We start from the raw sequence: 14,308 nt of genomic DNA on the forward strand, positions 1-14,308 counted from the left end.
TCCTTACAGAGAGCTGTACTTTTCACGCAACCGCTGACGGATGAACTCGGCCAGGGTGTTGAACATAAAGGTGAATACGAAGAGGACGAAGGCCGCGAGGAAGAGCACCCGGTAGTGGGAGCTGCCCACTTCCGACTCCGGCATTTCCACCGCTATGTTCGCCGCCAGGGTACGCAGCCCCTGGAACATGGAGAAGTCCATGATGGGGGTGTTGCCGGTGGCCATCAGCACTATCATGGTCTCGCCCACGGCGCGGCCCAGGCCCATCATCACCGCCGAGAAGATGCCCGGACTCGCGGTCAGGATCACCACCCGGCTCAGGGTCTGCCAAGGGGTGGCGCCGAGCGCCAGCGAGCCCTGGGTCAGGTGCTTGGGCACCGAGAAGACCGCATCCTCGGCGATGGAGAAGATGGTGGGTATGACGGCGAAGCCCATGGCGATACCGACCACCAGGGAGTTGCGCTGGTCAAACTTGATGCCCATCTCGTGGGTCAGCCAGATACGCGAATCCCCGTGCATGAAGGCATTCTCGATGAGCGGGCTCAAGGCGAAGGCGCCCCAGCCAATCAGGAGCAGCACAGGAATGAGCAGGATGGCGTGCCAGCCCTCCGGCAGCCAGGAGCGGCCACGCTCCGGCAGGTAGTTCCACACCAGGGCGGTGAGCAACATGCCCATCGGCAGCAACAGCAGCAGCAGGATCACCCCTGGCAGCGCCCCCTCGATGATGGGTGCCAGCCACAGACCCGCCAGGAAGCCGAGGATGACGGTCGGCAGCGCCGCCATGATCTCCACCGTCGGCTTGACGTATTTACGCAGGCCCGCCGACATGAAGTAGGCGGTGTAGATGGCGCCTGCCACGCCGAGCGGTACCGCGAACAGCATGGCGTAGAAGGAGGCCTTGAGAGTCCCGAATACCAGGGGCACTAGGCTCAGCTTGGCTTCGAAGTCGTTGCTGGCGGAGGTGGACTGCCACACATACATGGGCTCGGGATAGCCTTCGTACCACACCTCTTGCCACAGGGCCGACCAGGTCACCTCGGGGTGATCGTTTTCCACGTCAAATACCTTGAAAGTATCCCCCTGCTGGGTCAGCAACAGATTGTGACGGGGAGAGATGGCCAGAGCCGCCAGGGCGCCGCCTTCGATGGTCTCACCGAGCAGCTTGGCCTCGCCGGTGGCGTGGAAGAAGTTGATGGTGCCATCTTTGGCGGCACTGATGAAGCCCTTGCGGAAATGCTCCGGGGTCAGCAGCGCGACCGGGCCGTCGCCCTTGAAGTCACGGATCTGGGTGAACTGGCGCTTGCCATCCTTTGCCACCTCGAACCACTGGGAGATGACGCCATTGTCATTACCCACCAGCAGGGAGGAGGCGCCGGAGAGCAGGGCAACCTGGGTCACGTCGGCGTTGGGAGCATTGATCTCCATGACGTCGCGCAGGGAGATATCGCTCAGGTTGTGGATGTCATAGACCGACAGGCGATTGCCCTCGCGCACGAACAGGATGCGCAGATTGGGGGTCAGCAGCATCTGATCCACGTGACGAGGCAGGGAGGGAATGCTGTAGTTCTGGCTGCTCCACTCGACTTCGCCGGAGAGGAAGTTTTCCTCGCCGCTCATCACCGTCATCACGCCGCGGCCATCCTCGGTCACGGCGGCGGTGGCCATCTTGTCCTTGGTCGCCTCGAACACTATGCGGTTCAGCGCCTTGCCCTTGGGATCTATCACCACGGGCTCTTCGCCGAAGGGATATTGCAGGCTGGGCTCGATGACACGCACGTCATTCGGATAGGAGACCTTGAAAGAGGGCTGCACCACAATGGCCTTGCCATCGGCAAAGCCATAGGCGATGAGCTTCTGGCCCGGTGCCGGCACGGCGACGGCGCTGACGTCACCGGTGACACCGGTCTGACCCAGCACCTGGCCCACCTTGACGTTATCATCCGCCTTGATGGCGAAGAAACTGACCTGACCCTGGTCGTTGAAGCGATACCCTATCTCGTTCTGCTCCTCGACACCGAGCCATGCCGTCTTGCCCTGCGTCGGCAGGGTAAAAGAGGAGGCTGCCTCTACGCTGGCGCCATTGAAGATGGGTTTCACCACATAGAGCAGGTAGAAGAAGATAAGCAGCAGCGCCACCAGTACCAGGGCTCCCCCTGTGGTGACGCCGTATTTGGCCAATTTATCCTTGATCCGGCGTTTTCTACTGCCCGCCATGACCAGGTTTAACGATTCCGATGACATGCAAGACCTCAATGTGAGCTAGGCTTGGCGGCATTATATGGCGGTTGCATGACAGTTTTGTTACATCAAGAGCCTCTGTGAAGAGGTTATTTCGAGGGGGATTCAGGCAGGGCATTGCTGGTAATAAAAATGCCAACCATTTGTTTTATTTGAGGATATGTGAAGAAATCAAGGGTGGGAGCAAGACTGCTCCCCCGTCGGCTTCAGACGGCTGGGCCACCACTTTGTTTCAGCGCCTCTCTGGCCGCCTTCTTCTCGGCGCGGCGCCGCCTGAAGAAGTCCGATAACTGGGCCGAACACGCCTCTGCCAGCACACCGCCCGTCAGCTCGACGCTGTGGTTGTGGCGCGGGTCCTGCAAAATCTCGAACACCGAGCCCGCAGCCCCGGTCTTGAGATCGCGGGCCCCGTAAACCACCCGCCTCACCCGGCTGTGGATGAGCGCACCGGCACACATGCAGCAGGGCTCCAGGGTCACATAGAGGGTGGTGTCGAGCAGCCGGTAGTTCTCCAGCGTGATACCGGCAGCACGGATCGCCATGATCTCCGCATGGGCGCAGGCGTCATGGGCGCTGATGGAGCGGTTCCACCCCTCGCCGACCACCTCGTCCCCCAGCACCAGCACGGCACCGACCGGGATCTCGCCTATCCCTTCCGCCCTGGCCGCCAGGGCCATGGCATGACGCATCCAGTGCTCGTCCTGCTCACTCTGGCTTACCGGTTCTGTGACGTCTGATGATTTCACACCCTGTTCCTCTCTCTGACGGGTTGCTGGCGTTTACTTGCGGCTTATTGTCTGCCGGTCATTGGCAACAATCGGATAGACCAGCAAAGAAGCTTGATGCCGGAATCTCCTGGCAATACGGGGCGGCGATTATGCCAAAACTCCCGCCAGGGCCCAAGTCGCATCTTGGTTGAACAATAAAGAAGCAATCGGCATCTCCCTGATAAAAAAGGAGTTGCACCCTACTGTTCATCCTATTAGACTCCTTTCCCGTCAGCCAAGCTGACTCCGTCGGTGTGTAGCGCAGCCAGGTAGCGCATCTGCATGGGGTGTAGAGGGTCGGAGGTTCGAATCCTCTCACACCGACCATTTTCCCCGAAAATAGCCCAGTCAAACGACTGGGCTATTTTTTTGTCTGTTGCCTCCCTTCCCTCTGGCATGCCTTCTTCTTGTCCCATCTCACCGCCTTTCATCAGGGCGGTGACGGAATAAATTTTATACAGAACCACTTGAAGCTTTCACAAAGTCCCGCTAGGATACGCCACTTTTCCGCCGGCCATCAGACAGGGAGGTGGCATCAGGGTGAGGGAATCACCAACCGGCTTGCAATCCATTGAGGCAAGCACCCATGACCCAGACTGTTGACACTCAGCCCGATCAGCCCCTTATCTCCTCACCTCATTCCGAACTCGAATCCACCGACGCCAGCCTCGGCGGTACAGTGCATCTCGACGTGATCGATCTCGCCGCGCCGGATGATGACTACTGAGGCGGATCTGGCCCAGCCCCTCTCCAACACCGCGGATGAAAGGCCGGTTTTGCTGTCCGGCACCCCATCTCGTCCCGGCTAAAAAGCCGCCAACAAAAATAACCATAAAATGCTGATAACCATCTATTAATTGGTGTTATTCACTACTAAGCTCCCCTTCATCCTCCTCTCCCTTGCTCCCGCCCCTTGATACAAACCTACGTTATTGCTCGTCATTTCCATCACTCGCCTCCTAACGCCTCCGTTTCGCAAGATTCACTCTTCCAGTTTTAAACGGTAGTTCACCTATCAATGGCTTCGCACGCCAGATGCTGACTGTGTTGGCTGTAGGTATTTCATACAGCTGTTTTCACAAAGCCTGGAGTAAGGTCGGGATTTGTTTTTGCACTGGTAATTTTATTACGTAATTAATTACATTTTCGATGTGCCATACCCGGTTCATTCATCCCCCCTGACGGCTCCGTCAACCGAGAGCATAACCATCTGCGTAGAGCTTTTATGCTAATCTTATAAATACTTTAAAAACATAAACTTAAACACCAACCAAAAACACTCGTTTTAAAAATCAAGTTGACGAACCAAGCATTATTTTGCACCTTATGAGTCGTGTTACCCCGCTGCTACGGGGAGTTTGAGAGAAAGGGATATAGACGTTAGTCGTAGTTAGTAAGTTCAAAATGTAACTTTCAAAGGAGTGAAACCTATGTCGGCACCGGCCCAGACCATCAGCAGCACCCGTCTGCACATCCAAGGCGAGATGCTTCCCGATTACGCGCAGATCCTGACGCCGGATGCGGTGGCCCTAGTGTCCGAACTGGTGGAACGCTTCGCTCCTCAGCGCAATGAGCTGCTGAAACAACGGGTGGCTCGCCAGGCCCGCATCGATGGCGGCGAGTTGCCGGACTTCCTGCCCGAAACCGCTCACATCCGCGACGGCAACTGGACCATTCGTGGCATCCCCGCCGACCTGCAGGACAGGCGTGTGGAGATCACCGGCCCGGTCGAGCGCAAGATGGTGATCAACGCCCTCAACGCCAACGTCAAGGTGTTCATGGCGGACTTCGAAGACTCCCTGGCGCCGGCCTGGAACAAGGTGATCGAGGGTCAGATCAACCTGCGCGACGCCGTCAACGGCACCATTGCCTACCAGAGCCCGGAGGGGAAGGCCTATACCCTGAGTTCCGATCCGGCCGTTCTCGTCTGCCGGGTGCGCGGCCTGCACCTGCCGGAGAAGCACATCACCTTCGACGGCGAGCCCATCCCCGGCGGCCTGTTCGACTTCGCGCTCTACTTCCTGCACAACCACAAGGCGCTGCTGGCCAAGGGCTCCGGCCCCTACTTCTACGTGCCCAAGCTGCAGAGTCACCTGGAGGGGCGCTGGTGGAGCGAGGTGTTTGCCTGGACCGAAGACAGGTTCGGCCTGCCCCGCGGCACCATCAAGGCGACCGTGCTCATCGAAACCCTGCCGGCGGTGTTCGAGATGGACGAGCTGCTCTATCAGATGAAGGATCACATCGTCGCCCTCAACTGCGGCCGCTGGGACTATATCTTCAGCTATATCAAGACCCTTAAAAATCATGGGGATCGGGTGCTGCCGGATCGCCAGGTGGTCACCATGGACAAGCCGTTCCTGAGCGCCTACTCGCGGCTGCTGATCAAGACCTGCCACAAGCGCGGTGCCCTGGCCATGGGCGGCATGGCCGCCTTTATCCCGGCCAAGGATCCGGCGGTCAATGCCGAGGTATTCGCCAAGGTGAAGGCAGACAAGGAGCGTGAGGCAAACAACGGCCACGACGGCACCTGGGTGGCCCACCCCGGCCTCGCCGATACCGCCATGGCGGTCTTCAACGCCGCCATCCCGACCGGCGCCAGCAACCAGATCCATGTGCTGCGCGAGCAGGATGCCCCCATCACCGCCACCGATCTGCTGGCCCCCTGCGAGGGGGAGCGCACCGAGGCGGGCATGCGCACCAATATCCGAGTCGCCCTGCAGTATCTGGAGGCCTGGATAGGCGGCAACGGCTGCGTGCCCATCTACGGCCTGATGGAAGATGCGGCGACCGCCGAGATCTCCCGCACCTCCATCTGGCAGTGGATCCGCCACGGCAAATCCCTGTCAAGCGGCCAGGTGGTGACCAAGGCGCTGTTCCGCCAGATGCTGGCCGAGGAGCAGGAGGTGGTCAGACGCGAAGTGGGCGAGGCGCGCTGGCAGGCCGGTCGCTTTGCCGAGGCGAACGCCCTGATGGAAGAGATAACCTGCGCCGACACACTCATCGATTTTCTGACGCTGCCCGGCTACGAGCGGCTGTGAAACCCGGGCCGGTGACGGCCCCCATAACAAGTCAATGGAAACGTGAAATCAATGAAAGAGGGAACTGATATGGCACTGACCCGTGAGCAACAGATCCAGGCTATCGAGAAAGACTGGGCAGAAAACCCCCGCTGGAAAGGGATCAAGCGCGGCTACAGCGCCGAAGACGTGGTGAACCTGCGCGGCAGCCTGCAGCCGGCACACACCCTGGCCCAACGCGGTGCCGACAAGCTGTGGGAACTGATCCACGGCGGCGCCAAGAAAGGCTATGTGAACTGCCTCGGCGCCCTGACCGGTGGTCAGGCGGTGCAGCAGGCCAAGGCCGGCATCGAGGCCATCTACCTCTCCGGCTGGCAGGTGGCGGCGGACAACAACCTCTCCTCCACCATGTACCCGGATCAGTCCCTCTACCCGGCCAACTCGGTGCCCTCGGTGGTGGAGCGCATCAACAACTCCTTCGCCCGTGCCGACCAGATCCAGTGGGCCAACAAGGTGGGCCCGCAGGACAAGGGCTTTATCGACTACTTCCTGCCCATCGTCGCGGATGCGGAAGCCGGCTTCGGCGGCGTGCTGAACGCCTTCGAGCTGATGAAGGGGATGATCGAGGCGGGCGCCGCCGGCGTGCACTTCGAGGATCAGCTGGCCTCCGTGAAGAAGTGCGGCCACATGGGCGGCAAGGTGCTGGTCCCGACCCAGGAAGCGGTGCAGAAACTCATCGCGGCCCGCCTCGCGGCGGACGTCTGCGGCACCACCACCCTGGTGATCGCCCGCACCGACGCCAACGCGGCGGATCTGCTGACCACGGATGCGGACCCCTACGATGCCGGCTTCCTGACCGGCGAGCGCACCAGCGAGGGCTTCTACAAGGTGCAGGCCGGCATCGAGCAGGCCATCTCCCGTGGCCTGGCCTACGCTCCCTACGCCGACATGGTGTGGTGCGAGACCGCCAAGCCCGATTTGGACGAGGCGCGCCAGTTTGCCGAGGCCATCAAGGCCCAGTACCCGGACAAGATCCTGGCCTACAACTGCTCCCCGAGCTTCAACTGGAAGAAGAACCTGGACGATGCCACCATCGCCCGCTTCCAGCAGGAGCTCTCCGACATGGGCTACAAGTACCAGTTCATCACCCTCGCGGGCATCCACAACATGTGGTTCCACATGTATGAGCTGGCCTACCAGTACGCTCGCGGCGAGGGCATGAAGCACTACGTCGAGATGGTGCAGCAGCCTGAGTTCGCGGCCGCCGAGCGGGGCTACACCTTCGTGGCGCACCAGCAGGAGGTGGGCACCGGCTACTTCGACAAGGTGACCACCGTCATCCAGGGTGGCCAGTCTTCAGTAACAGCCCTGACCGGCTCCACCGAAGAAGATCAGTTCCACTGATAGGCAGTGCCCCTTGAAATGACAAAACCCCGGCTTGATGCCGGGGTTTCTTTTTACTCGTTGCATCGGCGTCGCTCGGGCTCAAGCACACCCAAAGGGCTCAGAGTTCAAGGATCTCTTTGACAAAGGGGATGGTGAGCTTGCGTTTGGCGCGAAAGGAGGCGTTGTCAAGCTGATTGAGAGTGGCGAGCAAGGTGCGCATGTCGCGGGACAAGCGGTTGAGCAGGAAGCGACCCACGTCGATGGGCAGTTTGAAGCCCCGCAGCTCGGCACGCAGCTGCAGGGCACTGAGCTTGCCTTCGTCATCGAGCTCGTCGAGATGGAAACTCACACCCCAATCCAGGCGGGAGGCGAGGTCCGGCAGTTGCAGACCCAGCTTGCGCGGTGCACTGCACCCCGTCACCACTAGGGTGCCCTCTCCTTTCTCTTTCCAGCGATTGTAAAAATCGAACAGGGCCCGCTCCCACACGGTATTGCCGGCAATGGCTTCGAGACTGTCGAGACAGACCAGCGGCAGGCTTTCAAGGGCGTCGAGCATGCTGGGATCCAGCTGCTCGAACTGATCGAGGGAGAGATAGGCGGCAGCGGCGTCGCGGGCATTGACCTCGGCGCAGGTAGCGTGTAGCAGGTGGGAGCGTCCGGAGCCCTTGGCTCCCCAGAAATAGAGGAAAGGAGCGCCCTGACCGATGGCCGCATTCTTGAGGGCGGTGATCAGATGGGCGTTGTTGCCGGGATAGAAACTGACGAAGGTTTCATCATCCGGTAATTGTACGGCTAAAGACAGTTGGGCCGGTTGCTTCACTCGTTGGGCTTTGACTGTGATATTTGCGCCCAAGTGTATCATTGCAATGGCAGATAGAGAACCGCCCGAGTCATGCCGGGCGGTTGGGATAAGCAGAAAGCGTCAGGGCTGCGACCATTGGTAACGCAGACCGCTCTCGTTGTCTTCGATCTGGTGCAGGCGACTCTCCAGTTGCAGGCCCCTTACCAGCTCGGCCTTGTCTCCCTGAAGCGAGAGGTTGAAGGTGACCTTGTCCCCCTCCAGCTTGCCGATCGCCACCTTGGTGACGCTGGCCATGCCCTGCAGCATCTTCTGTATCTGGATCATGCCATCGATGCCGGCAAGCCCCTCCACCACCAGAGTCTGGCTGGAGGCGACCCCGGACAGGCGAGTGCCGTACTGTTGTACCAGCCAGCCCGTCAGGGTATCGGCCATGCCCTGTGCCACCTCGGCCTGGGTGCCTGAGCCGGCCCCCTTGGTCAGCTCGGTAAGCTCTGCGCCGCCCTGAGCTCCCGGCTTGGCGCCATAAAGCCCCCAGTCGATGCTCCACTTATCCCCTTCCGGCGTCAGCTTGCCCAACACCACCATCTCGGCGCCATAGCGCTCGCTGGCCTTGAGAATGGGGTCGGCGAAGCGGCCCCAGACATCGGTGGCGCTGACCGCCATGTTGTCATCGAGATCCATCAGCGGGATGCTGACCGGCAACCCCATGGCCTGGGCCTGGCCGCGCAGGGCGGCGGACCAGCCGTCGCTGGACTGATCCGGCAGTATGCGGCGCTCTCCTTCATCTATTACCAGCCAGAGTGCCATTTGCGGGCGGACGGGCCCCAGCAGGGGGAACTTGCTCTGGCCTACCAGGGCATTGACCTTGGCCACGTTGAAATCGGCCTTGAGAAACTTGACCGGTCCCACATCCTGATAGCCGTAGTGCTGCACATAGTCACCGGGGGCCGCCAGCGCCTTGGCCACCTCGGGTTGGGTGAGGATGTCGCGCCTGCCGGTCACCTTGACGAGCACCTCCCCCAGTGCCTGGGACTGGGCGGCCGTCATGTCGCCGCTGGTCGGCGCCTTGCCCTGATAGAGGTCGGTCACCTGGGCAGCCGACACCACGAGTGGCAGACAGCAGAGGAGAGTCGCTAAGCGTTTCAGCATAAAGAAGATTCTCGAAATGGGGGATGCTGCTTATGGTAGCGGCAAGGCACGCATGGCAGCAAGCCGGAGGGCGGGATAAACGACGGAGCCGGCAAGGTGCCGGCTCCGTTTGCGCTCAGAGAGAGCGGCTATGGCGTCAGGGGTTACTTGGTGCCGAAGATCTTGTCGCCGGCATCCCCCAGACCCGGGACTATGTAGCCCTTCTCGTTCAGCCCCTGATCGATGGAGGCGCAGAACAGCTCCACGTCGGGGTGAGCGGCTTCCAGCGCCTTGATCCCTTCCGGGGCGGCAACCAGCACCAGCACCTTGATGGACTGGCAACCCTTCTTCTTCAGCAGATCGATGGTGGCGATCATGGAGCCGCCGGTGGCCAGCATGGGGTCGATGACCAGGGCCAGACGCTCTTCGATGTTGCTGACGATCTTCTCAAAATAGGGAACCGGCTGCAGGGTCTCTTCATCACGGTAGATGCCGACCACGCTGACGCGGGCACTCGGCATGTGCTCGAGCACACCATCCATCATGCCAAGACCGGCGCGCAGGATAGGCACGACGGTGACCTTCTTGCCCTTGATCTGGTCAACTTCCACTGGCCCGTTCCAGCCATCGATGGTAACTTTCTCGGTTTCGAAGTCAGAGGTCGCTTCGTAGGTCAACAGACTGCCCACTTCCTTGGCCAGTTCACGGAAACGCTTGGTGCTGATGTCGCCTTCGCGCATCAGGCCGATCTTGTGCTTGACCAGGGGGTGTTTGACTTCAACGACTTTCATTACTATCTCCTCGAACCGGCGCCAAAAAATCGCGGAATCATACAACAAAAGCCGCGGCTTGTAGAGCTTTTCCACGCAAAAACGCGCAAACGATTTTCTTTCTGCTTTTACCCGCCCACTGGTAGAATACGCCCCGAATTTTACCCTCCACTTCTCTATATGACGGGGAATACGCGTGACTGACAAAACCTCACTGAGCTACAAGGATGCTGGCGTAGATATCGATGCCGGCAATGCACTGGTTGAACGTATCAAGGGCGTGTCAAAGCGCACTCGTCGTCCTGAAGTCCTTGGTGGTCTTGGCGGCTTTGGGGCCCTGTGTCAAATCCCTGCTGGCTACAAGGAGCCGGTACTGGTCTCCGGTACCGACGGTGTGGGCACCAAGCTGCGTCTGGCCATCGATCTGAAGAAGCACGATACCGTGGGCATCGATCTGGTTGCCATGTGCGTCAATGACCTCATCGTGCAAGGCGCCGAGCCCCTGTTCTTCCTCGACTACTATGCCACCGGCAAGCTGGATGTAGACACCGCCGCCGCCGTGGTCACCGGCATAGGTGCAGGCTGCGAACAGTCCGGCTGCGCCCTGGTAGGTGGTGAAACCGCCGAGATGCCGGGCATGTATGAAGGGGAAGACTACGACATCGCCGGTTTCTGCGTCGGTGTGGTGGAGAAGAGCGAAATCATCGACGGCAGCAAGGTCGGCGAAGGGGATGCCCTGATCGCCCTGGCTGCGAGCGGCCCCCACTCCAACGGCTTCTCCCTGGTGCGCAAGATCCTGGAAGTCTCCAAGGCCGATGTGCATCAGCCGCTGGGTGACACCACCCTGGCCAACGCCCTGCTGGAGCCGACCCGCATCTATGTGAAGCCGGTACTCAAGCTCATCAAGGAGTGCGAGATCCACGCCCTGTCCCACATCACGGGTGGCGGCTTCTGGGAGAACATCCCCCGCGTGCTGCCCGCCAATACCCAGGCGGTGATCGACGAGCAGAGCTGGCAGTGGCCGGCGGTGTTCAGCTGGCTGCAGCAGGCTGGCAACGTCACCTGTCACGAAATGTACCGCACCTTCAACTGCGGTGTCGGCATGATCATCGCCCTGCCGGCGGATCAGCTGGACAAGGCGCTGGCCCTGCTCAAGGCCGAAGGCGAGAACGCCTGGCACATAGGCCACATCGCCAAGGCGGCCAATGGCGAAGAGCAAGTCATCATAAAATGACCTCCCCCATGAAACGGATCCTGGTGCTGATCTCCGGCAACGGCAGCAACCTGCAGACCCTTCTCGACCACTGCGCCAGCGGCAAGGTTGCCGGTGAAGTGGTCGGCGTCATCAGCAACAGGGCCGATGCCTATGGTCTGGTTCGCGCCAAAGAAGCCGGAGTGGCGACAGCCATCCTGGCCCAGCAGCAGTTTGCCAGCCGGGCGGAGTATGACGTCGCCCTGCTCGCCCTGATGGATGACTATCAGCCGGATCTGGTGGTACTGGCCGGCTTTATGCGGATATTGAGCGCCGATCTGGTGCGTCACTTCGCCGGGCGGATGATCAACATCCACCCCTCGTTGCTGCCGAAATACCAGGGGCTGCACACCCACCAGCGCGCCATCGACGATGGGGAGCGCGAGCACGGTGCCAGCGTCCACTTCGTCACCGAGGAGCTGGATGGCGGCCCTGTGATCCTGCAGGCTCGCGTCCCCATCTTCGAAGGGGACAGTGCCGACGAGGTGGCCGCCCGGGTGCAGGTCCAGGAACACAGCATCTACCCCCTGGTGGTGCAGTGGTTCTGCGAAGGGCGCTTGCAGATGCGAGAAGGGTCTGCCTGCCTCGATGGCAAGCAGCTTGGCCTGGCAGGCTATGCCAGCGAGTAACCGCGAGCAGCAGTAAGACACCACAAGGGAGGCTCAGGCCTCCCTTGTCATTTCTATCGACCAGCGCAATGGCTGTCATCACGTCCGATGACGCCGCTGCGCGGCTAATCGGCCCTACACCGGATTGTCGATATCGATAAAGGTGACCTCCAGCCCGTGCACGGTGGCGAGCCACTCTCCCAGTGCCTTGACGCCGTAGCGCTCGGTGGCGTGATGGCCTGCGGCGTAGAAGTGCATGCCCATCTCGCGGGCAGTGTGGATGGTCTGCTCGGAGGCTTCGCCGGAGATGAAGGCATCGATGCCCTGCTCCGCCGCCTGGCTGATGTAGCTCTGGCCACCGCCGGTGCACCAGGCCACGGAGCGGATGAGCTCGGGACCACTGTCACCACAATGAAGCGGCTCGCGACCGAGACGCTCGCCAATCAGCTTGGCAAAATCGCTGCCGCTCATGGGCTCCTCCAGCTTGCCCACCATGGCCACGCTCTTGCTGTTCCAGGGTTCGAGGCCGCGACGCACCTTGATGCCGAGCAGCCTGGCAAGCTGGGCGTTGTTCCCCACCTCGGGGTGCACGTCCAGCGGCAGGTGGTAGGCAAACAGGTTGATGTCGTGGGTCAAGAGGGTCTTGAGACGACGCTGCTTCATGCCGGTGATCTGGGCCGGCTCGCCGCTCCAGAAGTAGCCGTGATGAACCAGGATGGCGTCGGCATCGGCGGCCACGGCGGCATCGATGAGGGCCTGGCTGGCGGTGACGCCGGTCACCACCTTGCGAATGCGCTCGCGCCCCTCCACCTGCAGGCCGTTGGGGCAGTAATCCTTGATGGCATGGGGTTCGAGCAGGTGGTTGAGCAGGCTTTCCAGTTTACGATGAGAGATCATGGGGGTCTCCTAGCTGGGCTCCCCACGCACTGTGCGGGGAGCCGGATTCCGATCGTCAGGGCCCATGATAATCGAGCCGGACCGGCAAGGCCATGCGCCTGTCAGGCCTAGGCGGGCAACTCGATGCCGGCGTCACGCATCTGGGCCAGCTTGTAGCGCAGGGTGCGCGGGCTGATGCCGAGCTTGTCGGCCACCGCTTTGCGACTGCCGTTGCACTCCTGCAGGGTGTCCAGAATGATCTGGTGCTCCTGCAGCTTGAGTTCGCCGCCAAGCCCCTCCCCTGACAGCCGCTCAAGCGGCCGCACCAGGGTCTCGTCCGTCTCTTCCAGGATCAGGTGCTCACAGTCGATGAGGCCGTCTGGGCAGAGGATCAGGGCGCGCTGCACCACGTTGTCGAGCTCGCGCACGTTGCCGGGCCAGGGGTGAGCCATCAGACGCTCTCGGGCGCCCTCTGCAAGCTGCGGCGTCGGCAGCCCCATCTGGCTGGCATGCAGCGCCAGCAGATGCTCCGCCAGGGGAAGAATGTCCCCCGGGCGCTCCCAGAGCGCCGTCCAGCGCAGGGGGAAGACGTTGAGGCGGTAGTAGAGATCTTCGCGGAACAGCCCGTCCTGCACCGCTTTTTTCAGATCCCGGTTGCTGGTGGCAATGACCCGCACATCGAGGGGGATCATTTTGCGGCTGCCGAGCCGCTCCACCTCTTTCTCCTGCAAGACCCGCAGCAGCTTGGCCTGCAGTCCCAGATCCATCTCGGTGATCTCGTCGAGCAGCAGGGTTCCTCCCTGAGCCTGCTCGAACTTGCCAGGGCACCCCTGCACCGCACCGGTGAAAGCGCCCTTCTCGTAGCCAAACAGGGTCGCTTCCAGCATGTTCTCCGGAATGGCGGCGCAGTTGATGGCGACGAAGGCCTGTTCTGCCCGGTTGGAGTGGTCGTGAATGTAGCGAGCCAACACCTCCTTGCCCGTCCCGCTCGGGCCGGTCACCATGACGGTGGCTTCGCTTCTCGCCACCCGGGTCGCCAGCTGGAACAGCTCCGCAGTCCTAGGGTCCCCGTACACCACGGCCCGCTTCTCCACCTTCTGGGCCGGCACATAACGGCTGACCTGGTTGAGCAGCACCTCGGGGGAGAAGGGCTTGGCCAGATAGTCGATCGCCCCCTCGCGCATGGCGCGCACCGCCCCGTCGATGTTGGCGTAGGCAGTCATCAGGAGCACAGGCACCTGGGGATATTGCTGGCGGATGTTGGCGAGCAGGGTCAGGCCATCCATGCCCCCCATCTGGATGTCGGAGATCACCATGTCAAAGCGCTGACGGGACAGGGCAAGCAGGGCCCGCTCGCCGCTGTCCACCTCGCGGCACTCATAGCCACCGAGCAGCAGGGTATCCACCAGCGCCTCGCGCAGGCCGTTGTCATCTTCCACCACCAGAATGCGAGCCTGGGTCATG

At 61.2% G+C, this 14,308-nt stretch carries 12 protein-coding genes and 1 tRNA gene; 6 read left to right on the forward strand and 7 right to left on the reverse strand.

Translation table 11 applies throughout. The annotated features are described in order from the left end of the window. Window positions 1–3: 3 nt before the first annotated feature. Both PG898_RS08615 and tadA read right to left on the reverse strand, forming a co-directional pair. On the reverse strand, window positions 4–2,241 hold the full coding sequence (locus PG898_RS08615) for an ABC transporter permease subunit (RefSeq protein ID WP_043128817.1): 2,238 nt from the start codon (window positions 2,239–2,241) through the stop codon (window positions 4–6). 203 nt (window positions 2,242–2,444) lie between these two features. Beyond that, window positions 2,445–2,984 carry a tRNA adenosine(34) deaminase TadA gene (tadA, locus tag PG898_RS08620; RefSeq protein ID WP_081805723.1) on the reverse strand — a complete coding sequence of 180 codons (540 nt, stop codon included), beginning with the start codon at window positions 2,982–2,984 and terminating at the stop codon, window positions 2,445–2,447. Window positions 2,985–3,255: 271 nt separating this feature from the next. On the opposite strand from tadA, the gene PG898_RS08625 reads away from it, so the two are divergent. The 4 genes from PG898_RS08625 to aceA all read left to right on the forward strand — a co-directional run bounded on the left by PG898_RS08625 (window position 3,256) and on the right by aceA (window position 7,426). After that, a tRNA-Pro gene (locus PG898_RS08625) sits at window positions 3,256–3,332 on the forward strand. A 259-nt stretch (window positions 3,333–3,591) separates the two neighbouring features. After that, window positions 3,592–3,732, forward strand: a complete 141-nt coding sequence (locus PG898_RS08630) for a hypothetical protein (protein WP_167332172.1) — start codon at window positions 3,592–3,594, stop codon at window positions 3,730–3,732. A 703-nt stretch (window positions 3,733–4,435) separates the two neighbouring features. Further along, the gene (gene aceB, locus PG898_RS08635) at window positions 4,436–6,043 is read left to right on the forward strand and encodes a malate synthase A (protein ID WP_270823770.1); all 1,608 of its coding nucleotides are present in this window, start codon (window positions 4,436–4,438) and stop codon (window positions 6,041–6,043) included. Window positions 6,044–6,112: 69 nt separating this feature from the next. Continuing rightward, window positions 6,113–7,426, forward strand: a complete 1,314-nt coding sequence (gene aceA, locus PG898_RS08640) for an isocitrate lyase (protein WP_039040251.1) — start codon at window positions 6,113–6,115, stop codon at window positions 7,424–7,426. A gap of 100 nt (window positions 7,427–7,526) precedes the next feature. Here the strand turns inward: aceA and hda are convergent, their stop codons facing one another. From hda to upp, 3 genes are all read right to left on the reverse strand, one after another. Continuing rightward, entirely contained in the window at window positions 7,527–8,228 is a 702-nt protein-coding gene (gene hda / locus PG898_RS08645; protein ID WP_005331956.1) for a DnaA inactivator Hda, read from the reverse strand. A gap of 102 nt (window positions 8,229–8,330) precedes the next feature. Continuing rightward, the gene (locus PG898_RS08650) at window positions 8,331–9,359 is read right to left on the reverse strand and encodes a DUF2066 domain-containing protein (RefSeq protein WP_041206043.1); all 1,029 of its coding nucleotides are present in this window, start codon (window positions 9,357–9,359) and stop codon (window positions 8,331–8,333) included. A gap of 143 nt (window positions 9,360–9,502) precedes the next feature. Next, window positions 9,503–10,129, reverse strand: a complete 627-nt coding sequence (upp, locus tag PG898_RS08655; RefSeq protein WP_005302745.1) for a uracil phosphoribosyltransferase — start codon at window positions 10,127–10,129, stop codon at window positions 9,503–9,505. A gap of 175 nt (window positions 10,130–10,304) precedes the next feature. Here upp and purM point away from each other — a divergent pair, with 175 nt between their 5' ends. Together purM and purN are read left to right on the forward strand one after the other, a co-directional pair. Beyond that, complete coding sequence (gene purM / locus PG898_RS08660) at window positions 10,305–11,342, forward strand: phosphoribosylformylglycinamidine cyclo-ligase (RefSeq protein ID WP_270823768.1); 1,038 nt, start codon at window positions 10,305–10,307, stop codon at window positions 11,340–11,342. Between the two features lie 8 nt (window positions 11,343–11,350). Continuing rightward, window positions 11,351–11,989: a phosphoribosylglycinamide formyltransferase gene (purN, locus tag PG898_RS08665; RefSeq protein ID WP_171268851.1), complete on the forward strand. Its 639-nt coding sequence runs from the start codon at window positions 11,351–11,353 to the stop codon at window positions 11,987–11,989. Between the two features lie 114 nt (window positions 11,990–12,103). Here purN and PG898_RS08670 read toward each other — a convergent pair whose 3' ends face one another. Further along, complete coding sequence (locus tag PG898_RS08670; protein WP_160839200.1) at window positions 12,104–12,865, reverse strand: Nif3-like dinuclear metal center hexameric protein; 762 nt, start codon at window positions 12,863–12,865, stop codon at window positions 12,104–12,106. 107 nt (window positions 12,866–12,972) lie between these two features. Next, window positions 12,973–14,307, reverse strand: a complete 1,335-nt coding sequence (locus PG898_RS08675) for a sigma-54-dependent transcriptional regulator (protein ID WP_053288348.1) — start codon at window positions 14,305–14,307, stop codon at window positions 12,973–12,975. Between the last annotated feature and the right edge of the window lies 1 nt (window position 14,308).

Source organism: Aeromonas sp. QDB31 (assembly GCF_027707605.1).
GTDB classification, from domain to species: domain Bacteria; phylum Pseudomonadota; class Gammaproteobacteria; order Enterobacterales; family Aeromonadaceae; genus Aeromonas; species Aeromonas media.